Genomic DNA, 24,538 nt, shown 5'->3' on the forward strand with positions numbered 1-24,538 from the left:
GCATGATGGAAATCGGCGGCCTTCCGGCCCACATCCTCCTGGTCCACGGAGTGGTTGTCCTTGCCCCGCTGGCCGGCCTGATGGCAGTGGTCTTCGCGCTCTGGCGCCGCAGCAGGTCCTATCTGGCCTGGCCATTGGGCGTCCTCGCCGTTGTGCTGGTGCCGCTGTCCGTACTCACCGCGGAAGCCGGTGAGCAGCTGGAAAAGGCGAAACCCGCATCAGACCTGGTCAGGGAGCACGCCGAGCAGGGCAGTTTCTTCCGGTACGTGACGGTGGTTTTCCTGCTGGTGGCGGCTGCGCAGATTCTGGCCGCGTTCCCCTCCGCCGTGAGCCGATGGCAGGCACTCCGCGGGGCCGGGCGCCTGCTCGCTGCCCGCTGGCTTGTTCCCGCCACGTCCGTCCTCGGAGTAGTTGCGGGGCTGTTCCTGGTTTACGAAGCCGTGGTGACGGGCCATTCCGGGTCGGCGTCGGTCTGGAGCGGCGTCTAGCGCAACGCCGCAGCGGGGCGGTGGTCGCCGCCGCGCATCCGCACCGCCACGACAATCCCGGACACCGCGGTGAGTCCGGCGACGGCGGCGACAGCCACCGGAATTCCGTACAGGTCCGCGATGAGCCCGGCGAGCAGCGCACCTGCGGCAAACCCGGCGTCGCGCCATAGCCGGTAAATCCCGACGGCGCGTGCCCGCCACGCAGGGTGCGCGACGTCTCCGATGCTGGCCAGCAGGGTGGGATACACCATGGCGGTGCCGACGCCGAGGACGACGGCGGCCCCGAGCCATGCCTCGAAGGTGCTGCCTACCGCGACCATTGCCAGGGCTGCGGCCTGTACCAGCATGCCTGCGGCTATGAACCATTTGCGGCCCCAGCGGTCCGAGGCGGCACCGGTCACCAGCTGCGCGGCTCCCCAAACGGCTGGGTAGGCGGCGGCAATGATGCCGATCTGGCCCACGCCCAGGCCGGCGCCGGCAAACAGGACGGGGAAGAGACCCCAGGCGAGCCCGTCGTTGAGGTTGTTGACCAGGCCGGCCTGGCTGGCCGCCGAGAGGGAGTGGTCCCTGAAGCTGGTCAGTGTGAACACCTGGCCCGTGCTGAGGCCGGCTCCGGCAGCACCGGGTGTTCCGGACGCCTCGGCCGTGGCATGGTGGTGGGTTTCGCGGACGGCCAGGACTGTCAGGCCCAGCCCCAGGGCGATGTAGGCCGCTCCGAGGAGGAACGGTGCCGGCCGGAGCCCGTAAGTGGTGGCGAGGTAGCCGGTAGCCAGTGCCGTGGCAGCCACGCCAAGGTAGCCGGCCGCTTCGTTGAAGCCCATGGCCAGGCCCCGCTGGCCCGGGCCAACCAGGTCCATTTTCATGATCACGGCCGTGGACCAGGTCAGGCCCTGGCTGATGCCCAGCAGGACGTTGGCCGCCACAATCCAGTCCCAGGAGGGGGCGAGGATCAGCATGTCGGGGACCGGGAGTGCTGCCAGCCAGCCGGCGACGAGGACGGGCTTGCGGCCGTATTTGTCGGAGAGCGTCCCCGCAAAATAGTTCATTGCGGCCTTGGACAGCCCGAACGCGAGGATGTACGTCAGCGCCCCGGTGTAGAGGTCCAGGTGGAAAGCCTCCGTGGCCGGGAGGGGCAGTACGGTGCGTTCCTGCCCCAGCGTGCCGCCCACCAGCGCGTTGACGGCAACGAGCAGCAGGAACTGGGCCAGGTTCTGCCGCAGTCCCAGCACCGGGCGTCGCGTCGCTGCGGGGTTCTCGGGACGTGTGCTGCCGGGCATACGGGGACTCCGTTCGGTGGGCATGAAGGTGCCCGGGCGCGCTTGGGGGAAGCGCACCCGGGCGGGTTGCCCCGAGCGTTGGGGGTAACGCTCAGGGCGTGCCCGCGCCGTTCGGGGAAACGTGCGCGGGCGGAGCCCGGGCGGGAGGGGGGTCCTGCCCGGGCGGTCTGTCCGGTTAGTGGGCGGCCACGGCGTTGGGCCGGGACTGCCGCCACATGCTCCAGGCCGCGTAGCTGCCGTCAAGTTCGACGACGTCATACCCTGCACGGCGCAGGGCGCTGGCTGCTACGGAGTTCCGGACGCCGGACTGGCAGTAGGTGACGATTGAGCCGTTGGCGGGAAGCTCGTCCAGGTGCCACATCACACGACCACCGCTGAGCTGGTACGAGCCCGGAATGTGGCCGGCCGTGTGCTCGGTCTTGTTGCGGACGTCCAGGACCATGGCGGCGTCGTAGCCGTCCAGTTCTTCGGGCTGGATGAGCTTTGGGGTGAAGGTGGGCAGTTCCTCGATGCCGGTGACGTAGCCGGCCGCGTTGTCGATGCCCACGCGTACCAGGTGGTCCCACATGTCCATGGCCTGGTCCTGGCCGCTGGCCAGCAGCACCAGCGGGTTCTTGTCCGTTTCCGGATTCACCACCCAGGCGCCGTAGCTGGCCACTGATTTGCCGGCCGGAACGTTCAGTGACCGGACCACGGTGCCTTCATGGACCTCGCTGTTGGACCGGGTGTCAATGAAGGTCAGGGTGTCTTCGTCGAGGCCGGCGGCCACTATGCCGGCGGAAAGCTCCGGCAGCGGGGTGCGTTCACCCATGACGGCCGGGCCTACCCGGTTTTCACGCTTCATGCGGCCGAAGTAGGCGTGCGCGTCCGGCTGCCCGTCGAGGAGTTCATCGATGAAGCCCTGCTCATCGTTGGCGGCCAGGTACGGCCCCCACCAGGCGTAGAGCCGTTCGTAGCCCACCGTGGAGGACGGGATGGCACCCAGCGCCTTGCCGCAGGCGCTGCCCGCGCCGTGGGCCGGGTGGACCTGGACGTAATCCGGCAGGGTGAGGAATTTGTCCCGCAGGCTGGCGAACAGCTGCCTGGCACCCTCGAAGCGGGTATCGATGCCGCCGGCGGCCTCGTCCAGGAGATCCGGCCGGCCCAGGTCGCCGGAGAAGACGAAGTCACCGGACAGCAGGTAGCCCGGCTGGTCACTGAAGGCGCCGTCCGTGACCAGGAAGGACAGGTGCTCGGGCGTGTGGCCGGGAGTGTGGAGGGCCTTGATGGTGATGTTGCCCAGCCTGATGGCGTCGCCGTCGTACAGCCGTTCGCCGTCGAATTCGTACTGCCAGTCCGGGCCGCCTTCGCCGGAAACGTACACCTTGGCACCGGTCGCGGCTGCCAGTTCGCGGGTGCCGGAGAGGTAGTCGGCGTGGATGTGGGTTTCGGTGACGGCCACGATTTTCATGCCGTTCTTCGCTGCGAGGTCCTGGTAAACGGCGATGTCGCGGCGTCCGTCAACCACAATGGCTTCACCCTTGGCCTGGCAGCCGATCAGGTAGCTGGCCTGGGCGAGGTCTTCATCGTAAATGCGCTCGATAAGCATGAGGTGCTCTCCTTATGTTGTTGTCGGGTGGTTCCGCGGCTGTTGTAGGGTCGTGGCTACCCAGGGGAGGCAGGTATGGCTTTGTTGCTGTGGCTGGACGATTCACGTCGTTACGGCTTCGAAGGATTGGCCGCCCGCACTCTCCGCGATGACCCGACCGCTGATTGAGAGACGCGACATGATCGCCGGATAAGGACACGACGGCGCGGTTATCTGCTGGGCTCTACCCAATCCCACAGACTGGAGGCTGTTCTTGGTGCAATTATGGGCCGGCATTGACGCCGGCAAAGCCCATCACCACTGCTTTGTGATCGACGGCGACGGAAACCGCCTGCTGTCCCAACGGGTTCCCAACGATGAACCAGCACTGCTTCAGCTCTTAGCTAACGTGCTGGAGCTGGCTGCGGGGGATTCGGTGGTCTGGGCGACCGACCTGAATCGTGGCGGAGCGGCGCTGCTGATCGCCTTGCTCATCGGCCACGGCCAGGACATCCTCTACATTCCTGGCCGTGCCGTTCACCATGCCTCTAAGATTTACCGGGGTGAAGGCAAGACAGACGCCAAAGATGCCGCAGTCATCGCGGACCAGGCCCGAATGCGAACTGACCTCCAACCGCTGCGTGCGGGGGATGACATCAGCACGAGCCTGCGGATCCTCACCGCGAGGCGGGCGGACAAGTCCGCTGACCGGGTCCGGGCCATCAACCGATTGCAGGCCCAGCTGCTCGAATACTTCCCTGCGCTGGAACGGGCCTTCGACTACAGCCGCTCCAAGGCCGCGCTGACGCTGCTAACAAAATACCGGACTCCAGACGGGATCCGTCGTGCCGGTGAGGCAAGGATTCACGCCTGGCTGAAGAAGCAAGGGGCGCGGTCCTCGGCCGCAGTCGCCGCATCAGCAGTAGAGGCCGCGAAATCCCAGCACACGACGGTTCCCGCACAGGGTATGGGAAAGGAGATTGTTGCCGCACTCGCCAAGGTAATCCTCACCCTGAACGAGGAGCTGGTCGAACTCGATGCTCTCATCAGCAAAAAAGTCACCGAACACCGGCACGCGATGGTGCTGTTGAGCATGCCCGGCTTCGGCCCGGTTCTTGCAGCCGAGTTCCTCGGTGCTACAGGTGGGGATCTCACGGTCTTTCAGACTGCGGACCGGTTCGCTGGCGTAGTTGGGCTGGCTCCGGCCCCCGTGACTCCGGAAGGATTAGCGGAAACCATCATCGCCCCCGCCGTTATGATCGCCGGCTCCTGCGGGTCTTCTACCTCTCCGGCCTGTCGGCGCTGAAATCGTGTCCGGCTTCGCGGACCTACTACGACCGAAAACGCTCCGAGGGAAAAACCCACATCCAGGCGATGCTGTCTCTTGCCCGCCGCCGACTCAACGTCCTCTGGGCCATGCTGCGCGACGGCACAAACTATGAGCCGGCTTGCTCCCAAGCACCACGTTTGGCTGCCTGACGTAAACGACTATTGTTTCGGGTCGGCAGCCGAGTCAACGATAATCGCTGTGAGATCACTTATGGCGTTCTTCCCGCCATACTGCTTCAGCTCAGGTCTTGGCAGCCCCTGAATGACCGCTACCCCAAGAGTGATTCCCTCCCCACCCGTAAATCAAGGGGGTGCTGTAGTAGGACCAGACGTTATTAGCTCCGTATACCCAGCCGCCCCTGACCTGGTGGTACTGGTCGTAGACGGCTACAGATACTTGTGCGTTGCCAAACCAGCAAAAGTTACCGTATTCGTTGGTGTTTGCTTCCGCTCGGCCGTAGCTGTTCCATGCACTGGATCCGGAATAGTAGCCCTCGTTGCAGCCGTAGGGCTGTATTTTCCACGTCCCCGAACTGTAGGCCGATCCCGGGGCTGCCGAAACTATGGACAGACAGGAGGCAGCTATCACGGTCATGGCTGCCATTCTGAGGGTTCTCACAACGTTCCCCTAACGCTTGTCGGATGAATTTTGGCGGAGAAGCAGGTTTGGTGCCTGCTTGGTCCATCCGTCGTCGTTCTTCACTGATTCAAGGGTGTCGTCAGCGGCGGAAGGGATCACCAACCATGCCTGCTCAGTGCGCTCTTCATTTTCAATTCGGAGCCCGTAGGACTCGAATCCTTCCAGTGTGGTGCAGCCGACAAATTCACCACCGCCATCGCCACGTACTGGGATCATGCACATTTTGTTGTCTGCTGGGACGACATAATATTTCAAGTGTGAACCCTCGCCCACAAGCCTCGTTAAAGCGGAATCAATTTTAATCGGAAGGCGCTCACTCACCCGTAAAGGCAGCTTGTCTTTTGCTGTTTGAGGAAGGGCCAGGGAATGGACTATTCGAGATGCATCTCGTGATCTATCCGCCGGCGGAGCTGTAACTGCCACGATCCCTGCCGCGGTGCCGAGAAGGATTGCTCCACCAAGGAAAAACTTTAGGCGCTTTTGCATGTCATCTCCCCCAAGATAGCGATAAAACGAGGGTAGAACCTCAAGCATGTCCTTGGCAATAGCCGATATTATTCGTTCCCATTGACCTCGTGAAGACGACGGTGTAGCTTCCCCACTATAGATTTGCTGGCCATCAATTGGGGGATTCACTATGAGTACCAGCGTGCCCGGATTACCAGAACCGAAGCTGCCTAAGCGGCGTGCCTTCTTCCGAGGCGTCCTCAGGACTCTTGGGATCGGATTTGTTGCTGCTGCCGGTCTACCCAGCACCTCGCCTGCTCATGCAGATCCGCATGTTCACTGCGAGTACACAACCAAGAAGTTAGTCTGGTTGCGATGCAACTGCAACACCTGGCTAGAGGACTGGCGACATAGTTGCACTGGTTGCGGTAGTACGTGCTTCACCATCACAGTAATCACTGGCAAATACTGCATTTCATAGACCTAAGAACGGCAGGGAAGCACCATGCAGCACAAAGTAAAGGTACGCGAAGTACATAAAAATGAACGTGATGAAATCGGTCCTCAGGACCGCCCTCCCTACATCTCGTTGGAACAGCTTGTCTCTTCCTTCGGTGGTTATGAGTTCAACCTTGAGTTGAGCGATGGCACAAAGGTGCCAGTGTCTGTCAGGCAATTTATGGGAAGGGACCCACGGACCACCTTCCTTCGAGTGGAAGTTGAATCGCGACCTGAAAATGAAAAGGAATCGGCGGAGTTTGACGCCCGAGCCCAGGCGCGTCACGGGAAGAAATAGCTTATGGATACAGTGCTGCTTACAGCACTCAGTCTCTTCCTGTTTATAACTCTCTTCTTTCCCGCAGTAACAAAAATCAAGAGGCGTCCGATCCTCGTAGCCTACTATTCTGAGTTACTCGAGGTAGATGTAAAGGTCGTACGGCTTGCACTATCCGTTACATGCATTGCCGAAAGTATTCTCGCATTCGGTATTCTATTCCGAATCATTCCTGTTATTACGGGAACTATTACGCTTAGTTTGCTTTTAGCGTTTCTCGGCTTCCGTATCCTCATTCTTTCCAGATCTAGAGGCCGCGCATCGTGCGGGTGCGACGGATCCACGGCGGCCATCTCCGCACCGGAAAGTCTTGGCGCTTTGGTGGGCACTGTGATCTTGGTGGCCACTGCAGGGGCGTGGATGATTCTGGCGTAGAGGTTCCGAAGAGGATTGAGCCGGCTGTGTTCTTAGTGAAGCACTGACTGGGAGGGCCCAGCGCATCGGATCGTCCCTTCTTCGGAGACCGTCGATGAGCGGCCAAATGAGTGGCTCACCCCCAAAGTTGAAGGCAGCGATGACGCTGCAGCGCTGAGTAGTCCTTTTGAGGGAAAAATTGAGGCCGGCCCCAACGGGCCGGCCTCAGCCCTTTAACCGGCTCTTCACGGTTCGTGGTGAATGTTCTGCCGTGATGGACATTCATGCCGCTGTTTTGGCGGCACTGCGCAACAGGATACGCGTTTTATAGTTACGGGCGTTGGTGAATCCCCGGCCTGTCCTTTTTATGTGCTTGATCGCGGTGTTGTTAGCTTCCACTTTCGCCGTTGTCGCGCCGGTGACAATGAGGACCTCAATCTCTTTCCACCAGCGGCAGATGGTGCGCCAAAACCGGTTCGTTTCCGGCTGCGCAGCACGTTCTACGAGAGCCTGCAGTCGGTCTTTCGCAGCGGCCGCGTCGGCGAGGGATCCGGTGGCGAGCAGGGTCCGCAGCTGCTCCTTGACCAGCCAGGCGGCCTGCAGCTTCCCGGTGGCGTCGTCGATGGCGAACACGGTGCTGAGCCTGTTTCGTGCCCGGTCCGAGAGTGTGTCACCGGCCCGCAGTAGCAGCCTTCGGTTGGCCCAGACGGGATCAATGGAGCGTCCCCGCCGGCCGTGGACCTGCTGGGTGAGCCGTTGGCGGACCTCGGTAACCATGTCGTTGCCCAGCTTGACGAGGTGAAACGCGTCGACCGAGACGGCGGTGCGCGGAAGCCACATCCGCAACGCCTTGCGGAACGCAGCTGACGGATCGATTGCGACGACCTGCACGCCCAGGCGCCACTGAAGAGGCCGGGCGAACAGCCAGTCTCCGACGCCTTCGCTGTCGCGGCCGTCGACGATCCCGAGAACTTGTCCGGTGTCCAGATCGACGATGGTGGTCATCCAGGGTTCGTAGCGTTTCCAGGCCTTGGTGGCAGGGTCGCGGAAGAACCGCACGGAACGGTAGCGGTGTTCATCGATGCCGAGCATCCGGGGTGCCAGGGCATCAACGTCAGGCAGGGTCAGCGCCGCTGAGTCCAGGGCCCGCTGGACCAGCCACCAGGAGATATCGAAAGAGGAAGCCGTCTCGGCGGCGGCCCTTCCGGAACCGATGACAGCCCCCACGAGGGCGTCGCGGAGCCGGCGGGTGGACCGAGCGCGGCGTGGGACCTGGGCGGTCTCCTCGGCGAATGTCCGCCGCGGGCAAAGGTACTCATCGCAGAAGAATCTCCGCTTGGACCAGATCACTTCGACCGGACCGGCGACGGGGATGTCGCGCAGTCGTTGTGGCCGGCGTGAATGCACCCGCGTGCTGATCACACCACAGGACGGGCAGCCGGCCTCGGCAGTGGCTTCGACGCGGACGCGCCGCTGCCCGAAGGCGAGGACCTCGGTGCCGGTGACGCGGTAGTCGGGCAGGTTGAAAATGGCGGTGGCAGCATCGGGGCGCGGGGAAGTAGGCTCGATCAAGGCTCGTAGCTCCTGACTCTTGATGAATGCGTAGAGAACATCCATCACAGCAGGGCTACGAGCCCTTCAGCTTTCAAGACACGGAATCCGCTTCACCACGAACCACGGAGAGCCCTTTAACCGCTGAAAAGGGCGTCCGCTGGCGCGGCCGGCTGTTGGGTCCAGGGCGTGCCGTCGCAGAGCTCCGGACCCCCTGGCCCTGTTCTGTCTACGACGTTTTGGCTGCTGTCCTGACGGATTGTACGTGTCCGCTCCGGCCCGTCTAGCCCCTCCTTCGTCGGGGCCTGCGGTGAGGAATTCTTCGACGGCGCTCCTCCGTCGCTGATTTCCTTACGAAGATTTCCGCCCCTTGCCCTTACGGGTAGACAGGCCTCCGTCGGCCACAGCTCCGCAAGCTTCGCCAGCAGCCAAAACAACAACTGTGAGTCTTGACGTGGCTGGTCTGGGACTAGCTGGCAGTGTTAGTGCCGGTCGTTCTGCTTGGCGCGTGACTCGAAAAAACAATTGCCCCTGGAGGGTGCGTTTCCCCCGATTTGTCCACGCCGGGTGGAGCAACCGGCGCTGATCTGTCCCACGTCGTTGGCTTGATTAGAAGCTTGCCCAACCTGTGAGGTTGTGGCTCATCACAGTTTTGCCGCGGAGTGACCCTTCCCAGATCCGGCGCCGGTCGTGCTGCGACCTGTCCTGTCAGTTCGAAATGAAAGGAGGGTGGCCGCGTTGACCCTCGTTGCGCAGACCCGCCCGTTCATAATCGGCGTGGACTGCCACGCCCGCACCCACACGTACGCCATCATCGAAGCCAACAACAAGCAGCAGGTCGCGTGCGAGCAGTTTCCGACCACCTCGGCGGGGATCTCACGCGCACTTGCTTGGGTAGCCCGAAGGACAGACGGCGATATGGGCTGTTTATGGGCTGTGGAGGGTATCGGCTCATATGGGGCACGTTTAGCTAGGGCAGTAACGGACGCCGGTTACGACGTCGCCGAAGCACCACGAATGAATCCCCGAGGCCGTCGAGGGCTGGGCAAATCCGACCCATTGGATGCTGCAGCCATCGGAATCGCTGTGCTGGGCTTGCAGGAGTCCCACCTCCGGACTCCGCGAAAGGATGAAGGAACCCGTGCCGGACTCAGGATTCTAAGTGCAGCCCGTGATCAGCTGACACGGGAACGAACAGTGAACGTCAACGCACTCATCGCCCTTCTAAGGGCTCATGATCTGGGAATCGACGCCCGTAAACCTTTGGTGCCGGCGCAGATCGCCATTATCACCAGGTGGCGGGAACGACAGGAGCAGTTAGAGCTATCAATCGCGCGCGAGGAAGCAATCCGTTTATCACGCCGCGTCTTGGAAGTAACCGCGCAGCTCACGGCGAACCAGAAGCGGATGACAGAACTGATTCAGCAGAGCCCTGCTGCGCCGCTACTGGACATGGTGGGCGCCGGGGCCGTCACAGTATCAGCTGTCCTGACGGCCTGGTCGCATCCAGGCAGGGTTCGCAACGAAGCTGCTTTCGCCTCACTGGCAGGGGTGAGTCCCTTGCCAGCCTCAAGCGGCAACATTGTCCGGCACAGACTCAACAGAGGCGGTGACAGGCGCCTTAACCGTGCCTTGCACACCATCACCATGACCCGGATGATCCACGATCCCGGCACACGCGACTACGTCGCCAAGCGCACTCAGGAGGGCCGGAGCTACCGCGAAATCCGCAGATCCCTCAAGCGATACCTAGCCCGAACCCTCTACCGCCAACTGAACACGCTTTACGCCACCGCCGGACCGACGCCATCTCACGCCGTAAGCGAGAAACCTCCAAAGAACTGGCCCACATCGTCAGCTCTGCGGGACCAACAATCTTGGTTGCCAGTGGTCGCCTGAGTCCCTGAACTTGCTTGGGGCGCTAGTCCGGAATCAGCCGCAAACCCGGTCCCCGGCTGTAACTGTCTCATTCCCTAGAGATTTGAGGCGCGGCGGACCGAATGCCGCTGCGCCGTGGGCCAAGTGGGCGGCATCACCGAGCATGCGCAGAGCCGGACCTGTGCCTGGGCTGCGTCCTAGTTCGGCGACGAACCGCAATTGCCGCAACGGTCACTACAAGGGCAGGAACCAAAGCACGAGAGCTACGGGACTCCTGAAGGCGCCGTCGCTAACGTACGCCAAGAGGGAAACGCCCAGGTAGGAGCGGCCGCATAGTCAGCGACGACATCCACCGAGCCCGGAACTGCGGGGTCACGGAAGGAAAAGAAATGGGTTTGACTTACAAATCTATATAGATAGTGTTGCCATATGGAGAATCTTGGACGTCTAACTCCCGCCACTGCGCTGGTACTTGAAGCACTGCTGTCAGCAGATAGCGTTTGGGGTCTCCACATCATCAGGTCCAGCGGTAAGAAACCGGGAACCATCTACCCCATCCTGGATCGACTTGAGAACGCAGGCTGGGTCGTCAGCGAATGGGACATGACCCAAGCTCGTCGAGGGCCCCGCAGGCGCTACTACCGGCTTCTCGCCGAGGCGCGTCCACTCGCACAAAAGTACGTTAAGGCTCAACGGGAAAAACTCACACCGATCACCCGGCCATCACCGGTGACGGCGGAGGCAAGATGGTTGCCGGCATGACGCTCGACCGGCTGGTTCTTGCTACTTGCGTAAGACTCACGCCTAAAGGTGCTCGCTCGATGCGAGAAGAGCAGTGGCAGGCCGATCTGTTGGACGGTCCTGACTTAGGAATCTCCAGATCAGCACTGCTGACGGCCGTGGCTCGAACCTCACTTACGTTGAGGGGCCGAGATTTGTTATACCGCGGCAGCAGTATGCTGTCGCAGCTCACTAAGGGGGAAAAATTGAAAACATTAGCGGTCGCACTGGGAACAGCAGCGGTACTAGCAGGTATTGCCGTTGCTGGGACTCAAGGAAGCGGAGCAAGCGGAACGGATAGTACCGCTGTCAAGGCGCCCATGGAAGGCCGCCCCTTGGGCGGATATGAAGGCTGGTGGACGTCCACGCCATTGTCGGGTGACACTTCTGGTCTGCCGGAAGAAACCATCGCGGTGAACACTTCCAGCGGAAAAATCGTTGATGTTTTCAACCGAGCGGATAACGCAGCTGGGTTGACAACATCTGCTTCTAGTGTGCGTTTCGACGTTGTTTCAGATCCAGCTTGGCCCAGTAACTCTGTTGTGATTATTGATACCTCTTCCGGGAATGTTATCGAAATTTTCCCCGTCGATGGTAATGGATCGCCGATAATCCTCGACAAGGACGGAAAGCGACTCAATACCCCCTAACCGGATAATGGCAGTTGGTTTGCTGAAATGCCGACAGCGCAAGCCCCGAGATGGGGCTTGCGCTGTCGGCATTCATTCAATGCAGTTTTAATAACTAGTTAATGGTGACTGCCATAACGTCAACGGCGACCGAGAAGTGAAAGCAGGTGGTACGGGGATAAACCGGACCACGATCGGGGCTGTTGTAGTACTCCAGATTTGCCGTTCGATAGAGAACGTGCCCATTGTTGTTCCCAGGGCAAACCTTGTAGATCCCTGGCATGTAAAAACTCATTGAGCCTGCGTTGGCGAAGCAGTATTCCCTGTTGTCGCCAGCGCGAACGATGCTGTAGAAATCGACGTTGTTGCAGATGGGATTTGTGATTCTGCGTACAGGCTGATCCGCCTCGTCATTACGAAAAGCTTCCACTTCTTCTGCGGTTGCCTCAGGATAGTACTTGTTGATCTCTTCCAGAGTTGCATCCCGGAGCGCAAAATCTTTCACGCTGAATGCGTCACGCACTTCGTCGTCAGAGAGCTTGTGGCTGTTTTCCGGTGTTATGTCGTTGCCGCCATTCACAGCCTCTTGGGCGGTCCCCTCACCTACGTAGGTGATACTGCCGGCCGGATCGGAAGCGTCAGAAGCACTTGCCGAGCTCATGCCAGCGCCCATCAGAGCTGTGAAAATGGCAATTGACAAAAACGCAGATTTTCGCATCATGCGCATAGTTCCCCCAATTTTAAATTAAGTAAGTTACCCCGCCACGGCTGTTTGCATATGTCCAAATGTCGTGATCGGGTGCCTATCGGCGTCTCATTACCCTCAGGGGAAATGGCAGAGCAAAATCACCGAGTTTGCGGAAGCCATATAAGTATCCGTCAAACGCAGCATGAGTTTGTCTTTGTAATCCCCCAAAGTCGAACCTGCACAGTTCTGAAATGAAAGTAACATAGTTTTTTGAACTAATGCGAATCAGGCGAATGGCCTTCCCCTCGGCGTCCAACCGCGGTGTCGGAGCAACGTCGATGACCGAGAAATGGATGCGCAATGCAACGCAGGCGCACACACCGGTTCAACCAACGCCCCAGGGTAGCTCCCTTTGGCGCCCTGGGCGGCAGTCCTGGTCTGCGCTGCACTCCGACCAGGTGTTGGGCGTCCTCTCCGCTTCGCTCCGTGGCCGGCTGTTGGGTCCAGGGTGCGCCGTCGCAGAGCTCCGGGCCCCTGGCCCTGTCTTGTCTATGACGTTTTGGCTGCTGTCCTGACGGATTGTACGTGTCCGCTCCGGCCCGTCTAGCCCCTCCTTCGTCGGGGCCTGCGGTGAGGAATTCTTCGACGGCGCTCCTCCGTCGCTGATTTCCTTACGAAGATTTCCGCACCTTGCCCAAGGGTAGACAGGCCTCCGTCGGCCACAGCTCCGCAAGCTTCGCCAGCAGCCAAAACAACAAGGGGGAGAGGGGAAGCTGGCCGGTCACCACGAACCGCGTCCGCACCCTTTTTCACCCGCTTGACAGACATAGAAGCGTCGGGGGAGAAGGGGAGCTGGCCGGTCACCACGAGCCGTCCCACCCACCGAAAGGAACACAACCATGAGCCTAAGGACGTCGCCCGACCCATACCTCAGCTTCCCGAGTGGGAGGGGACCGCCGCTGACCGATCCGCTGGAATCGCGTTGACAACATCATTGAGATTCCTTCGGTTGGAAAGGGGGTGGGGGTTTGCATCCAGTATAGATACCCCAGGGGGTATGCTGCAACTGGGTCACGGCCTGGGTTTTTCCTGCAAAGAGCCTTGGCAACAGGTGCAGGGGCCCGATGCTGCGCGGTCGCTGCTTGGTGGTGCCGGAGCCGCTACGGGGCAGGTTTTAGGTGGTGGGGAGTCCGGCGCGGGCCCAGGCGGTCATGCCGCCGGCCATGGTGTCGGCCTTGTAGCCGGCGCCGTTGAGCGCGTCCGCGACGGCGGCGCTGCGGTTTCCGCTGCGGCAGACGGCGATCACGGGGACCGCGGGGTTGAGCTCGCCCAGGCGGGCCTGCAGCTGGCCCATGGGGATGTGCAGGGCGCCGGGGATCATGCCTTCAGCCACTTCGAAATCCTCGCGGACGTCGAGGACGTTGTCGGTGGCACGGCGCTGGTCCGTCTCGGTGATGGTGATTTCAGCCATGGGGTTTCTCCTCTGTGGATGGGTCAGGCGGTGACCGTGCCGGCGGTGACCCACGCCGCGACGGCGAAGATGAGTACCGCGAAAGAGATGCGGATGTGCTTGTCGTGCAGGCGCCTTGAAAACCGGGCGGCAACCACCGATCCCGCGATCGCCGGAATGGCGAACGCCAAGGTGGTGGCCCAGTCGATGGTGTAGCCGGCTGCGTGGGCGCTGAATCCGGCAGCCGAGTTGACCACGATGATGGCCAGGGATGTCCCTACGGCCTGCTTCATGCGCAGGCCCAGGAAGATGGTCAGTGCGGGGGTGATGAGAAAGCCGCCACCCACGCCCAGCAGTCCGGTCAGAAACCCGACCAGAAGGCCCACTCCCACGGCTTTCGGCGCGCAGGACCGGAAGGCCCGGTTCGGCCCGGTGCTGCAGGACCCTTCGCTTTCGCGGGGCTTGCTGAGCATCCGGATGCCCGCGCCCACCATGATCACGGCGAAGGCCAGCATCAGGATGTTCGGGTCCAGCATCTTTCCCAAGGCTGCGCCTCCCCAGGCCGCCGGGATTCCGGCACCCCCCACCAAGGCGATCACGGGCCAGTTCAAGCCTTCCCGCAACCTGGGAAGCAGGGCTGCCAGCGAGGAGACTCCCACCACCAGCAGGGAGGTGGGAATGGCCTGGGCCGGGCTCATGCCCACGCCGTACACCAGGGCCGGAACGGCAATGATGGACCCACCGCCGCCTACTACGCCCAGTACGACGCCGACGACGAGCCCCAGGCCCAGGGCCGGGATCATGCTGCCGCGCCCTCTTTAGCCGACTGCACGGGGAGCTGCAGGATGGCGCTTTCGCGGGTGGGCTCCTTGGCCGCCTTGTTCCACGGCATCGCCGAGATGGCCTTCCCCATGGCGCAGGTGTTGGTGGCCGCGGAGAAGGTCAGGCCGGTGCCGATAACACCGGCGAGCGTCCGGATCTTCGGGGAGACAAACTTGCCGCCGGCCAGGCCCAGCACCACCAGGGAACCGGCCACCAGGCGCACCTGGCGTTCGAGGTCCCAGCGGTCCTTGCCCTTGACCACGTCACCGCCGGCACCGGCGTACCCGGGCGCTCCGCCGGTCAGGACGTAGGCGGTCTCGATGCCGGCTTTGGCCAGGCGCTGGCGGGCCTGTTCTGCGCGGATGCCGGACTGGCAGACCAGGACCACGCGGGACCCCAGGCGGGCAGCTAGCTCATCAGTGTGCTCGGCCAGGAGGGGCAGCGGCACGTTGTACGAGCCGCGGATGTGCATGGACTCGAATTCGGTGGCGGAGCGGACGTCGATGACCACGAGGTCCTGGTGTTCCGTGATCCAGGACCGCAGGGTCTCGGGGGCGAGTGCGGTCACGGCTGCGGCGGAAGGGGAAGTCATGAAGAGCCTCTCGGGAGGTGTCGGTTGGATACCCCCCAGAGTATTACAGATACCCCCCGGGGTAGTCAAAACACCCTAGGGGGTATACTGTTTCCACGACCCGCCCACGCTTGGAGGACCACCTTGGAACTGAACCCCACCGAACTGACGCCCGTAATCAACCGCCTCAAGCGCGCCCAGGGCCAGCTCGCAGCCGTAACCCGGATGCTCGAAGAAGGCCGGGACTGCAAAGACGTCGTCACCCAGCTGGCGGCGGTGTCAAAGGCGCTGGACCGCGCCGGCTTTGCGATCATTGCCACCGGATTGGAGCAGTGCATTGTCCAGAAGGACGAAACCATGGACCGGAAAGAGCTTGAGAAGCTCTTCCTTTCCCTCGCCTAGACGGAACAGCAACCCGGCACTGGCCAGTCGCGCGCTGGCCGCGGAGCCGAAAATGGGCGCCCTGCTGCCCTGCAACGTTGTAGTTCGCCGTAAAAGTTCAGCGGATTACACCACGGTGGAGGCCATCGATCCGCAGACCATGGTGCAGCTCAGCAGCACCCCCGCCGTGAGGGACGTGGCAGACGACGCCGGCACGCGCCTGCGGGAAGCGCTCAGAGCCTTGGCAGCAGGCTGATCACCGGCTGCACAGAACAGGGCCTGTAGCCCCTTCGGAAATTAGGCCTCTGCCTGCAGGCCCAGGGAGGGCAGGTGGGCGGGACCGGCCAACGGTGCCATGGCGGCAGTAGCGGGAAGCCCCAGCCCATCCGGCAATGCAGGCGCGTCCGTCAGTGCGGGACGCCGCAGGTACTCGTCGAGCTCCTCGGGGCTGAGGCTGGCCGCCCTGGCCAGGGCCGCCGCGCTGACACTGGAGGCCGAGGCGCCGCGGAGGGCCGCGCACAGGTCCTCTTCGGCAGCATCCAGCTCCCACTGGAGTTGCTCCAGCTTGGCGGACGCCAGGGCGACGGCCTTCATCCAGCCGCCGGATTCCGTGGACGCTTCGGTCGCTTCGGCGGGATCGGCGTTGAAACCATAGCCGTCAGGCAGCGGCAGGGCGACGACATCGGCCAGGTGGTCCCGGTTCCGGCTCTGTGGTTCTGCTACCGCTGTCATACCCGCCTCGATCGCTCGTTTACCAAATTGCTAGTCCGCCTAGTATTTAGTACCTCTAGGAAATTGTCCAGCCAATCGGCGAATCAGTCCCGCGCCACCTCGTCCATGGCCTGGCGCATGCGGGCAAGGAATGCCAGGACTGTCCCGAGTTCTTGATCATCCAGGGAAGAGATGAAGTCGGCAATGGGCCGCCGGGCATTATCGAGCGCCCTGTCCTCCTCCGATTCGCCCTGCTCGGTACTGCGAAGAATAGAAGCCCGGCGGTCTGACGGATGCGGCTCCCGCGCAACCGCTCCTCCCGCTACGAGCCGGTCCACGAGCGCGGTCACCGACGCCGAACTCAGCCCGAGCAACGCCGTCAATTCGGTGGGGCGCATTCCACTGCCTCCGCGGAGGGTTGACTCCCGGATATACCGCAGGGCGAGGACGTCATTGGCGCCGCGGTCCATGATGGGCCTGGTCCGCCGAAGCATCGCAGCTTCCGCTGCGCGGAACTCACTCAGCGCGTCGAGTACGGCTGTTTCTGCGGGGCTGGCAGCCGCCACACGGGTATCGACGCTCCCGGATCCGCCTAAAGGAGCCATGGCCCTTCCTCGATCGCCTAGTAACACGCCTGTCAAGCTAAAAATACTAAAGCATCAGGCCGGAAGTGTCGATGTAGGAGCCAACTCCGGGGGTGCGGCCCTACGGCAGGGCGTTCATCTCCGCCCGCGTAGGCGGATTGGCGCCGGGCCGGGAAACGGTGACGGCTGCTGCGCGGGCAGCGTGGGCCAAGAGTTCCGCCAGGGCCTCCGCGGGCAGTTCACGCAGGTCCTTTCGGTTTTGTGCGCCGTCCAGGCCGCGGTCCACCAATCCCGAGAGCAGCGCAGCCATGAAGGAGTCGCCTGCGCCTACGGTGTCCGCCACCTCAACACGCGGCGCCGCGACTGCGGCCTCGCCGGCGGCCGTGATGCCCCACGGGCCCTCGCCGCCCCGGGTCACCACTACCATCGCGGGCCCCTCGGAACCGCCCAGTGCCAGCCACCGCCGCGCGGATTCCAGGACATCCTGCCCCGGATACAGCCAGGCGAGGTCCTCATCCGAAGCCTTCACAACGTCGGCGAGGGACACAAACTTCTCCGCATGGCGGCGCGCATAATCCACGTCGGCGATGATGCTCGGCCGGCAGTTGGGGTCGTAGCTGATGGTGGCATGCGGGTGGGCGTATTCGACGGCGGCCAGCACCTCGGTGGCACCGGGCGCCAGCATGGCGGCAATCGATCCGGTGTGCAGCAGCGTGGTGCCCTGGAGCATGAAGCCGAGCCGGTCCGCGATGCCGGGGAGCTCCCAGGTGAGGTCGAACGTGTAGGTGGCGGCGCCGTCGTCGTCAATCAGGGCAGTGGCAACGCTGGTGGGCAACTCATCCGGACCCAGCGGGAGCATCACGGAACTGGCGCGGAGGTGCGCGGCCACGGAGTCCCCGTAGGCGTCGCGCCCGTAGCGGCCAATGAACTGCACCGGGTGGTCCAGGCGGGCCAGGCCCACCGCAACGTTAAGCGGGCTGCCGCCCACATGGGCCTCAATTCCCGAGGCGCGCTGGACAACGTCAACAAGGCCTTCGCCGATCACTGTGAGCATGGTCATACTCTGCCAGAGAAGCGGGCGGCGCCGAACTCCGTGTCAGCGCAGCAGTTCACACACCAGGTCCCGGCACGACAGGTACGCCGGAGACGAGATGTCGATCAGCGCAAAGTGGTCCCCGGGGACGCTGACGAAGTGTGCGGGCACCGCCGATCCGCGGGTGGCGTCAACGTAGGCCATGGACATTTCCGGCGGCACGTCCTGGTCGGCCTCGGCATGGACGGCATACACGGGAACATCCAGCGGCAGCGCGGCCATGGGGCTGGCCGTGCGGTGCCGGACGGGGAATTCCGACGACGGCCCGCCCAGGAGGTTGGCCACCGCACCGTTGCTGAGGTTGAGCCGCTCGGCGCCGGCGAGGTCCAGGACACCGGACTGGCTGACCACGCCGGTGAGCCGGACTCCGCCTCCGCCACGCAGGCTGTCCCTGTCCCCCGTGCCGGCCTCCGCCACTTTCTCCCGGCCGGCGGCCCAGACGGCCAGGTGTCCTCCGGCGGAATGGCCCAGGGCCACCACCCTCCGCAGGTCCAGGGCGTGCGGTTCCGCGAGCGCGGCCAGCCTGTCGATGCCCGCCAAAATGTCGTCAAACGTGCCGGGCCATCCGCCGCCGTTGCCGGCGCGCCGGTACTCCAGGTTCCACGCGGCGATGCCGTGCTCCGCAAGGTCCCGGGCCAGGGGTTCACCCAGCTCAGCGCCATACTTCGAGCGCCAGTAGCCGCCGTGGATCACCACCACCACGCCCTGGTGCCGGGTTCCCGCGGGAAGGTCGGGGAGGAATAGTTCGCCCCATTGGCTGGGATCTTCCCCGTACTGGTAGCGGTGGCACTGAACACCAGTGATGACGGCCTCCCTTATTGCGTGTTTCCTGTTTTTAGCACGGCCAGGAGCGGTTCGGCGTCACGCCAGGCATGCATTTGGCCCACCCAACCGGCGCGGACCCCGAAAACACGGGGACTCGCCGTCGGACATTCGGCAAGAGCGTGCTCCGCGTGACGCCGTTCCGTTTAGGCGGGGCGGATTATGGGCACGCTCCCTGCATGGAAGAGCCCGAAGTAACTACCCAACATTCCACTGTGGAGGACTGGACCAGAGCCCTTGCCGAGTCGACCGGTTCACCCGGCGGCGGCGCCGGGACGGGCGTGATGCTGGCCGTCGCAGCCTCGCTGACCTCGATGGTGGCCGGTTACACCGAACCCGCCGCGGATCAGCAGCAGGCCGTTGACGGCATCAGGGACCGGGCCCGGGACCTCCGGGGACGCGCGCTGCAGCTCGCGGATGAAGACGCGACGGCGTCCCAAGCCTTCGGTGCGGCGTTCCGGCTCGAGAAGGGTACGGAACGCGACGAGGCAATCCGTCACGCCTCCGTCGATGCCGCCAAAGCCTCCGCGGTCCTCGGCGCCCGGGCCATCGACGCTATCGAGGACCTCGCCTGGCTGGCGCACGGGGGCAACAAGGCGCTGGTAGCCGATGTCGTCGTCGCGTTCGGAGCCCTCCGCGCGGCCGTGGCGGGGGCGCGGACCAACGTCAGCTTCGATCTGGGCTCCCTGCGCTCAACCGGCGCTTCCCTTGACCAGATCCGCGAACAGCATCCGGAACTGTGGGCCTCCGTGGAGCGCCTCAGCGGCGCGCTGGAGCGGATCGACGCACTCATGGAGGAAATTGATTCCCGCGCCGCCCCTACCGATAGCATCTGACAGGGCCCGCTGCCAGGGGCAGCGGCCAGCACAAGCGGCCAAAGGCTCCGCCAGGTACTGCCGCCCCCGGGGCGTTGAGATTGAGGACAGCGGTGTGGACGGCGTCTTAAAGGGATTTTTTGTGGTGGGCGTGGTCATGTTCGTGGGCTACGTGCTGGGCAAGACGAATTCGCTGGGCCCGCAGGGTACCAAGGTGCTTTCCAGCCTGACGTTCCTGGTGGGACTGCCCAGCCTGATGTTCTCGATGATCGCCACCCGGCACATCTCGGAGGTCCTGAGCGAGACGGGCCTGATCTCCGTGGTCACCGCCGTGGCCATGATGGCGGTGTTCGCCCTGGTGGGCGTGATCGCCCGCTGGGGAGTCCGCCGCACCACCATTGGCGCCCTGGCCACGGGCATCGTGAACTCCACCAACCTGGGCGTTCCGCTGTCGCAATATGTCATGGGAAGTGCCACCTACGTCACGCCGATCATGCTGTTCCAGCTCGCCGTCATCACCCCGATCGCCCTGACCATCCTGGACCTGACCAATCCGGACGGGACCAAACCGTCCCTGCGGCGCATCCTTGCCACCCCGTTCCGCAACCCCGTGACCGTGGCGGCCATTTTGGGCATCATCGTCAGCGCCGCGGGCATTGAGATCCCGGAACTGGTCCTGGACCCGCTTAAGCTCATCGCGCAGGTGACGGTTCCGCTGATGCTGATCATTTTCGGCATGTCCCTCCATGGCCTTTCACCGCGGGCCAGCAGCAGCGACAGCGCCCCCACGTTCCTGGCCGTCGTCCTGAAATCAGCCATCCAGCCAGCCCTGGCATGGATCCTGGCCAGGTACGTCTTCCACCTGGACGACTTCAACACCTTCGTGGTGACCGCCTGCGCCATCCTGCCCACCGGCCAGAACGTGGTCCTCTACGCCGTCCGCTATCGGGTAGGCCAGAGCCTTGCACAGACGACGGCGGTCATCACCTCGGCGCTGGCCGTTCCGCTGCTGCTGGGGGCCGCCTGGCTGCTGAACTGAGCTTCCGGCGGGGGCGGACCACAGCCGCTGAGTCCTGGCCTTGTTCGCCGGTCCTTGCCGTGAAGGTCAGGACCGGCGAACAAGCTTAGGATCGGGCGCCTGGCTGTCAGGACTTGCGCAGGCGCCGTTCGACGTCGGCCGTCTCCGGGTACGCCGCTTGGGTGCCCTTGCGGGTGGTGGCCAGGGCCGCGGCCACGGAGGCGAACGCTGCGGCGTCGGTGAGCGCGTCGCCGGCCGCGAGGCGTACGGCCACGGCACCGGTGAAGGCGTCGCCGGCACCGGTGGTGTCCACGGCGTCCACTTTGGTGGGTGCTACGAACACCACGGCGCGGCCGGCGGGAGCGTCGGAATCGAGCACCACGGAACCATGGGCCCCGAGGGTTACAAGGACCTGCCGGATCCCCCGTTCAGCGAAGCGTTCGCGGACGGCATCCCATTGCGCGGCGTGGGCGTCGGCACCCGGGACGGATGCCCCCGGACCCAGGAACAGTGCGGCTTCGTGGGCGTTGACCAGCAGGACGTCCACCAACCCGGCCAGCTCTGACGGAATGTGCGCATACGGCGAGAGGTTCAGCAAAACTTTCGCGCCGGCGTCGTGCCCTGCCTGCGCTGCGGCCAGGACCGTGGGCATGGCAACTTCCAGGCAGAGGCTGACGACGGCGGCGCCGTCCAGCACGTCCGCGGCCTCGGCCACGTCCGCCGGGGACAGCGTGCCGTTGGCACCTGCAGAGATGATGATGCTGTTTTCGCCGGCCGCGTCTACGGAGATGACGGCCACGCCGGTGGGCTCGCCGGAGCTGCGCACCAGCCCCACGTCCACGCCGGCACCGGCCACTGATGCCAGCAGCATGTGCCCGTTGGGGTCATCCCCCACGGCACCCACCAGGCTCACGCGTCCGCCCAACCGGCCGGCAGCGACTGCCTGGTTGGCGCTCTTGCCGCCCGGGTTCACGGCGAAGCCATTGCCGTGGACCGTCTCGCCGGGCTGGGGAAGCCGTTCGCAGTAGATGGTGAGATCGGCATTGAGGGAACCGACGACGACGATCCGGCCGGTGCCCACTGAACCTGTGGACCCGTCTGCGGGGCTCATTCGGCCACCTCGGCCTCAACCGGCTTGGGGATCAGCAGCGAAGCCGCAAAGGCGGCCACTGTCAGCGCCAGGCCCACCATCACGACGGTGAGGTAGGAGGCGGTGGCATCGCCAAGGGCGGCGGTAGCCACCAGCACGGCGGGCAGGATGAGGAAGCTCAGGCCCGCACCCAGGTTGAAGGCGCCGGCGTTCATGCCGGGCAGGAAGCCAGGGTTCCCGGCGGGCGAGAGGACAACGCCAAGTCCGTTGAGCATGATGTTGACCGTACCGGCGTACATGATGCCCAGCAAGACCGTGCCGGCAATCATCATGGGCAGGCTGTGCAGGCCCAGGAACGCGATGATGGCCAGGGCTGCGATGCTGCCCAGCAGGCCGATGCGCAGCACCTTGGTATAGCCGAGGACCGGCGCCAGCTTGCCGCTGAGCGGGCCCACCACCCAGCCGAGCAGGGCGTACGGGGTGAGGATGATCAGTGACATCTCGGTGGGGCCCACCCCGAAGCCGGGTTCCGCGGCCTGGACGTAGGCGGGAACAATGCCGTTGATGACGGCAAAGATGCCGGTCATGGTCAGGGTGGTGGTGAGCAGCGGGGCCCACGTGGCGCGCTGGCGCAGGTGAACCGTTTCCACCATGGGCTGGGCGGCGCGCTGTTCGGTGCGCCAGAAAGCGAAGAACGCGACGGCGGACACGCCCACCAGCGCCAGGCTCAGGATGAGCGTGCCGGAGCTGAAGCCGCCCACCAGCTTGGAGCCTTCATTCAGGGCGGTGAGCAGGGCGCCGACGGCTACCACAATGAAGAACACGCCCAGCCAGTCCATCCGGGTACCGGCGGCAGGCCTGCTTTCGGCGGCCAGGAACATGATGAGGGCGGTGGCAGCGACAGCCAGGACCACCATCAGCCAGAAGATGCTGCGGAAGCCGAAGTGCTCGGCGAAGTAGCCGCCCACGAAGGAGTCAACGCCGGCCACGCCGCCGTTGACCGCGGTGATCAGGCCCATGAGGGTGCCGTACTTGCGGGGGTTGCTGACGGCGGAGCGGAGCATGATCAGGCACAGCGGGACGGTGGGTCCGCTGACGCCCTGTATGATGCGGCCCACAAAGAGCCAGGTGATGTCCGGAGCCAGTGCGGCGATGACCGAGCCCACGGCCATCAGCACCATCATTCCGACGAGGACCTTCTTGCGGCCCACGATGTCGCTCAGCCGGGGCAGGAACAGGGAGAACAGGGCGGCGGCGGTGAAGAACCAGGTCTGCGAAAGCCCGATGACGGCCTGGTCAGCCTTGAGTTCCTCGCCCATGGTCACCAGGGCGGGGCTGAGCATGGACGCGTTGAGCTGGAAGGCCACACAGGCCGCCAGCAGCGCGGTCATAAGGGCGGCGGTGTTGCCGCGGCCGGTCTTGGTTTCGGTAAGGGTGGCGGTCATTTACTTAACCCCTCCGGCGGTGAGCTGGGCACTTTCGGAACGGACGACGTCGGCCGCGCTGGCTTTCGTGTCCATGTCGCCGGTACCCGGCTCGCCGATGCGCACCAGGGCATCGGTGACCAGGTCCCAGAACCGGGCGTGATCCAGGTCCACCGCCACGCTGGTGTGGCAGTCGGCCGGGGCAGGGGCGCGGAAGTCCGCCACTGTCATGCCCAGGGTGAGGGTGCCCTGGAGTTCGATGTTCACGGGGACCTTGCGGGTGCTGACGATGCTGGGGTCGATCACGTACGCGACGGCGCAGGGATCGTGGACCGGCGGGTAGTCGAAGCCCTGGGCGTCCTTGTAGGTGTGGGCGAAGAAGTCCATCAGCTCGGTGACGAACCTGGCCGGGCCGGTGCCGATGGCGGCGATCTTCTCCACCACGTCCGGGGTGGCCAGCGCCTGGTGCGTGAGGTCCAGGCCCACCATCACAACGGGCCACTTCTCGTTGAAGACGATGTGGGCGGCTTCGGGGTCGATGATGATGTTGAACTCGGCCACAGCGCTCCAGTTGCCCACGTGGTAGCCGCCGCCCATGAGGACAACTTCCTTGACGCGTTCCACGATGCGCGGTTCCTTGCGGGCGGCCAGGGCGATGTTGGTCAGGCCGGCGGTGGGGACCAGGGTGACGGTGCCCGGCTCATGCGCCATGACGGTCTCGATGATGAGGTCGACGGCGTGGCGCGGGTCCAGCTCGATGGTGGACTCGGGCAGGGCGGGGCCGTCCATGCCGGACTCGCCGTGGATGTCCGGTGCAGTTTCGATGCTGCGGACCAGTGGGCGGTCACAGCCGGCAGCGAACGGGACGCCGGTGATGCCGGCGATGGTGCCCACGGCGAGCGCATTGCGGGTGACTTTTTCGAGGGTCTGGTTTCCCACCACCGTGGTGACGGCCAGCAGGTCGATGTTCGGGTTTCCGTGTGCGAGCAGCAGCGCCACCGCGTCGTCATGCCCGGGGTCGCAGTCCAGGATGATCTTCCTGGGCTCGATGTCCTGGACCGGCTCAGGGTTCTGGAAGGTGGGTTCCATGGTGTTCTCCACGTCATTGGGGCCCGTGCCAGCTGCCTGGCGTCCGGGGAGTTGTAGCGTTCAGGAGTGATCATGGCAGCAGGTTGTGGCGTACGTCAAACGCTTAACGTTGATGCAGGTCAAGCGCTTGATGTCTTGCGGTGTCGGGCTACTGCTTTTGCAGCACATGCGTGCTAATTACGTCCCGCTGACGGTGCTGCCGTTC

At 63.9% G+C, this 24,538-nt stretch carries 23 protein-coding genes and 3 pseudogenes; 11 read left to right on the forward strand and 15 right to left on the reverse strand.

Translation table 11 applies throughout. From position 1 onward, the window contains the following. Positions 1–2: 2 nt before the first annotated feature. Positions 3–488, forward strand: coding sequence for a hypothetical protein (locus UC32_RS12365; RefSeq protein WP_045731515.1), 486 nt, complete (start codon positions 3–5; stop codon positions 486–488). Here UC32_RS12365 and UC32_RS12370 read toward each other — a convergent pair. Both UC32_RS12370 and UC32_RS12375 read right to left on the reverse strand, forming a co-directional pair. Then, on the reverse strand, positions 485–1,765 hold the full coding sequence (locus UC32_RS12370) for an MFS transporter (RefSeq protein WP_045731516.1): 1,281 nt from the start codon (positions 1,763–1,765) through the stop codon (positions 485–487). The genes UC32_RS12365 and UC32_RS12370 overlap by 4 nt on opposite strands. Before the next feature lie 175 nt (positions 1,766–1,940). Next, positions 1,941–3,353 (reverse strand): MBL fold metallo-hydrolase, encoded by a 1,413-nt coding sequence (locus UC32_RS12375; protein WP_045731517.1) that lies wholly within the window; start codon positions 3,351–3,353, stop codon positions 1,941–1,943. 253 nt (positions 3,354–3,606) lie between these two features. Here UC32_RS12375 and UC32_RS12380 point away from each other — a divergent pair. Then, positions 3,607–4,811, forward strand: a pseudogene (locus tag UC32_RS12380) (IS110 family RNA-guided transposase). A gap of 478 nt (positions 4,812–5,289) precedes the next feature. Here UC32_RS12380 and UC32_RS20575 read toward each other — a convergent pair. Beyond that, positions 5,290–5,937 (reverse strand): hypothetical protein, encoded by a 648-nt coding sequence (locus UC32_RS20575; RefSeq protein ID WP_152642611.1) that lies wholly within the window; start codon positions 5,935–5,937, stop codon positions 5,290–5,292. 316 nt (positions 5,938–6,253) lie between these two features. Here UC32_RS20575 and UC32_RS20580 point away from each other — a divergent pair, with 316 nt between their 5' ends. Together UC32_RS20580 and UC32_RS21175 are read left to right on the forward strand one after the other, a co-directional pair. After that, positions 6,254–6,544: a hypothetical protein gene (locus UC32_RS20580; protein WP_152642612.1), complete on the forward strand. Its 291-nt coding sequence runs from the start codon at positions 6,254–6,256 to the stop codon at positions 6,542–6,544. Between the two features lie 3 nt (positions 6,545–6,547). Beyond that, the gene (locus UC32_RS21175) at positions 6,548–6,958 is read left to right on the forward strand and encodes a MauE/DoxX family redox-associated membrane protein (RefSeq protein WP_045731520.1); all 411 of its coding nucleotides are present in this window, start codon (positions 6,548–6,550) and stop codon (positions 6,956–6,958) included. Between the two features lie 261 nt (positions 6,959–7,219). Here UC32_RS21175 and UC32_RS12400 read toward each other — a convergent pair whose 3' ends face one another. Further along, on the reverse strand, positions 7,220–8,509 hold the full coding sequence (locus UC32_RS12400) for an ISL3 family transposase (RefSeq protein WP_045731521.1): 1,290 nt from the start codon (positions 8,507–8,509) through the stop codon (positions 7,220–7,222). A 717-nt stretch (positions 8,510–9,226) separates the two neighbouring features. Here UC32_RS12400 and UC32_RS12405 point away from each other — a divergent pair. The 3 genes and pseudogenes from UC32_RS12405 to UC32_RS20585 all read left to right on the forward strand — a co-directional run. After that, positions 9,227–10,270 (forward strand): annotated as a pseudogene (locus UC32_RS12405) (IS110 family RNA-guided transposase); the annotation flags it as partial. Positions 10,271–10,795: 525 nt separating this feature from the next. Beyond that, positions 10,796–11,128 (forward strand): helix-turn-helix transcriptional regulator, encoded by a 333-nt coding sequence (locus tag UC32_RS21110; protein ID WP_082072101.1) that lies wholly within the window; start codon positions 10,796–10,798, stop codon positions 11,126–11,128. Further along, positions 11,125–11,796 carry a YncE family protein gene (locus tag UC32_RS20585; RefSeq protein ID WP_152642613.1) on the forward strand — a complete coding sequence of 224 codons (672 nt, stop codon included), beginning with the start codon at positions 11,125–11,127 and terminating at the stop codon, positions 11,794–11,796. Before UC32_RS21110 ends, UC32_RS20585 begins: the two co-directional genes overlap by 4 nt. Positions 11,797–11,890: 94 nt before the next feature. On the opposite strand, the gene UC32_RS12410 is transcribed toward UC32_RS20585, so the two are convergent. The 4 genes from UC32_RS12410 to UC32_RS12425 all read right to left on the reverse strand — a co-directional run bounded on the left by UC32_RS12410 (position 11,891) and on the right by UC32_RS12425 (position 15,327). Continuing rightward, a complete protein-coding gene (locus UC32_RS12410) occupies positions 11,891–12,502 on the reverse strand; it encodes a beta/gamma crystallin domain-containing protein (protein WP_045731522.1) in 612 nt (203 codons plus the stop codon). Positions 12,503–13,637: 1,135 nt separating this feature from the next. Further along, a complete protein-coding gene (locus UC32_RS12415) occupies positions 13,638–13,934 on the reverse strand; it encodes a rhodanese-like domain-containing protein (protein WP_045731523.1) in 297 nt (98 codons plus the stop codon). 23 nt (positions 13,935–13,957) lie between these two features. Further along, entirely contained in the window at positions 13,958–14,716 is a 759-nt protein-coding gene (locus tag UC32_RS12420) for a sulfite exporter TauE/SafE family protein (RefSeq protein ID WP_045731524.1), read from the reverse strand. Then, positions 14,713–15,327: a rhodanese-like domain-containing protein gene (locus tag UC32_RS12425; RefSeq protein ID WP_045731525.1), complete on the reverse strand. Its 615-nt coding sequence runs from the start codon at positions 15,325–15,327 to the stop codon at positions 14,713–14,715. Before UC32_RS12425 ends, UC32_RS12420 begins: the two co-directional genes overlap by 4 nt. Positions 15,328–15,450: 123 nt before the next feature. On the opposite strand from UC32_RS12425, the gene UC32_RS12430 reads away from it, so the two are divergent. Beyond that, positions 15,451–15,708 carry a metal-sensitive transcriptional regulator gene (locus tag UC32_RS12430; RefSeq protein ID WP_012630939.1) on the forward strand — a complete coding sequence of 86 codons (258 nt, stop codon included), beginning with the start codon at positions 15,451–15,453 and terminating at the stop codon, positions 15,706–15,708. Between the two features lie 10 nt (positions 15,709–15,718). Continuing rightward, positions 15,719–15,943 (forward strand): annotated as a pseudogene (locus UC32_RS12435) (DUF302 domain-containing protein); the annotation flags it as partial. Between the two features lie 41 nt (positions 15,944–15,984). Here the strand turns inward: UC32_RS12435 and UC32_RS20075 are convergent. The 4 genes from UC32_RS20075 to UC32_RS12455 all read right to left on the reverse strand — a co-directional run bounded on the left by UC32_RS20075 (position 15,985) and on the right by UC32_RS12455 (position 18,879). Beyond that, positions 15,985–16,419 carry a hypothetical protein gene (locus tag UC32_RS20075; protein WP_052690575.1) on the reverse strand — a complete coding sequence of 145 codons (435 nt, stop codon included), beginning with the start codon at positions 16,417–16,419 and terminating at the stop codon, positions 15,985–15,987. An 83-nt stretch (positions 16,420–16,502) separates the two neighbouring features. After that, on the reverse strand, positions 16,503–17,003 hold the full coding sequence (locus tag UC32_RS12445) for a MarR family winged helix-turn-helix transcriptional regulator (protein WP_052690576.1): 501 nt from the start codon (positions 17,001–17,003) through the stop codon (positions 16,503–16,505). 100 nt (positions 17,004–17,103) lie between these two features. Beyond that, a complete protein-coding gene (locus UC32_RS12450; RefSeq protein WP_012630936.1) occupies positions 17,104–18,036 on the reverse strand; it encodes a carbohydrate kinase family protein in 933 nt (310 codons plus the stop codon). A 42-nt stretch (positions 18,037–18,078) separates the two neighbouring features. Continuing rightward, complete coding sequence (locus tag UC32_RS12455; protein WP_045731526.1) at positions 18,079–18,879, reverse strand: alpha/beta hydrolase; 801 nt, start codon at positions 18,877–18,879, stop codon at positions 18,079–18,081. 197 nt (positions 18,880–19,076) lie between these two features. Here UC32_RS12455 and UC32_RS12460 point away from each other — a divergent pair, with 197 nt between their 5' ends. Both UC32_RS12460 and UC32_RS12465 read left to right on the forward strand, forming a co-directional pair. Continuing rightward, the gene (locus UC32_RS12460; protein WP_045731527.1) at positions 19,077–19,733 is read left to right on the forward strand and encodes a cyclodeaminase/cyclohydrolase family protein; all 657 of its coding nucleotides are present in this window, start codon (positions 19,077–19,079) and stop codon (positions 19,731–19,733) included. A gap of 94 nt (positions 19,734–19,827) precedes the next feature. Continuing rightward, entirely contained in the window at positions 19,828–20,751 is a 924-nt protein-coding gene (locus UC32_RS12465) for an AEC family transporter (RefSeq protein ID WP_045731528.1), read from the forward strand. 106 nt (positions 20,752–20,857) lie between these two features. Here UC32_RS12465 and UC32_RS12470 read toward each other — a convergent pair whose 3' ends face one another. The 3 genes from UC32_RS12470 to uriH are packed head-to-tail and all read right to left on the reverse strand — an operon-like array spanning position 20,858 to position 24,333. Continuing rightward, a complete protein-coding gene (locus UC32_RS12470; protein WP_045731529.1) occupies positions 20,858–21,841 on the reverse strand; it encodes a ribokinase in 984 nt (327 codons plus the stop codon). Further along, positions 21,838–23,265, reverse strand: a complete 1,428-nt coding sequence (uriT, locus tag UC32_RS12475) for a uridine transporter UriT (RefSeq protein ID WP_045731530.1) — start codon at positions 23,263–23,265, stop codon at positions 21,838–21,840. The genes UC32_RS12470 and uriT overlap by 4 nt, the downstream gene beginning before the upstream one ends. Beyond that, positions 23,266–24,333 carry a uridine-preferring nucleoside hydrolase UriH gene (gene uriH / locus UC32_RS12480; protein WP_045731531.1) on the reverse strand — a complete coding sequence of 356 codons (1,068 nt, stop codon included), beginning with the start codon at positions 24,331–24,333 and terminating at the stop codon, positions 23,266–23,268. It abuts the gene before it with no gap. Between the last annotated feature and the right edge of the window lie 205 nt (positions 24,334–24,538).

It is taken from the genome of Pseudarthrobacter chlorophenolicus (assembly GCF_000962805.1).
GTDB lineage: Bacteria > Actinomycetota > Actinomycetes > Actinomycetales > Micrococcaceae > Arthrobacter > Arthrobacter chlorophenolicus_A.

Bases quoted from the DNA above. Each gene is read 5' to 3' on its own strand.
- UC32_RS12365 (WP_045731515.1), top strand. From the start codon at position 3: ATGATGGAAATCGGCGGCCTTCCGGCCCACATCCTCCTGGTCCACGGA.
- UC32_RS12370 (WP_045731516.1), bottom strand. From the start codon at position 1,765: ATGCCCGGCAGCACACGTCCCGAGAACCCCGCAGCGACGCGACGCCCG.
- UC32_RS12375 (WP_045731517.1), bottom strand. From the start codon at position 3,353: ATGCTTATCGAGCGCATTTACGATGAAGACCTCGCCCAGGCCAGCTAC.
- UC32_RS20580 (WP_152642612.1), top strand. From the start codon at position 6,254: ATGCAGCACAAAGTAAAGGTACGCGAAGTACATAAAAATGAACGTGAT.
- UC32_RS21175 (WP_045731520.1), top strand. From the start codon at position 6,548: ATGGATACAGTGCTGCTTACAGCACTCAGTCTCTTCCTGTTTATAACT.
- UC32_RS21110 (WP_082072101.1), top strand. From the start codon at position 10,796: ATGGAGAATCTTGGACGTCTAACTCCCGCCACTGCGCTGGTACTTGAA.
- UC32_RS20585 (WP_152642613.1), top strand. From the start codon at position 11,125: ATGACGCTCGACCGGCTGGTTCTTGCTACTTGCGTAAGACTCACGCCT.
- UC32_RS12410 (WP_045731522.1), bottom strand. From the start codon at position 12,502: ATGCGCATGATGCGAAAATCTGCGTTTTTGTCAATTGCCATTTTCACA.
- UC32_RS12415 (WP_045731523.1), bottom strand. From the start codon at position 13,934: ATGGCTGAAATCACCATCACCGAGACGGACCAGCGCCGTGCCACCGAC.
- UC32_RS12420 (WP_045731524.1), bottom strand. From the start codon at position 14,716: ATGATCCCGGCCCTGGGCCTGGGGCTCGTCGTCGGCGTCGTACTGGGC.
- UC32_RS12425 (WP_045731525.1), bottom strand. From the start codon at position 15,327: ATGACTTCCCCTTCCGCCGCAGCCGTGACCGCACTCGCCCCCGAGACC.
- UC32_RS20075 (WP_052690575.1), bottom strand. From the start codon at position 16,419: ATGACAGCGGTAGCAGAACCACAGAGCCGGAACCGGGACCACCTGGCC.
- UC32_RS12445 (WP_052690576.1), bottom strand. From the start codon at position 17,003: ATGGCTCCTTTAGGCGGATCCGGGAGCGTCGATACCCGTGTGGCGGCT.
- UC32_RS12450 (WP_012630936.1), bottom strand. From the start codon at position 18,036: ATGCTCACAGTGATCGGCGAAGGCCTTGTTGACGTTGTCCAGCGCGCC.
- UC32_RS12460 (WP_045731527.1), top strand. From the start codon at position 19,077: ATGGAAGAGCCCGAAGTAACTACCCAACATTCCACTGTGGAGGACTGG.
- UC32_RS12470 (WP_045731529.1), bottom strand. From the start codon at position 21,841: ATGAGCCCCGCAGACGGGTCCACAGGTTCAGTGGGCACCGGCCGGATC.
- uriT (WP_045731530.1), bottom strand. From the start codon at position 23,265: ATGACCGCCACCCTTACCGAAACCAAGACCGGCCGCGGCAACACCGCC.
- uriH (WP_045731531.1), bottom strand. From the start codon at position 24,333: ATGGAACCCACCTTCCAGAACCCTGAGCCGGTCCAGGACATCGAGCCC.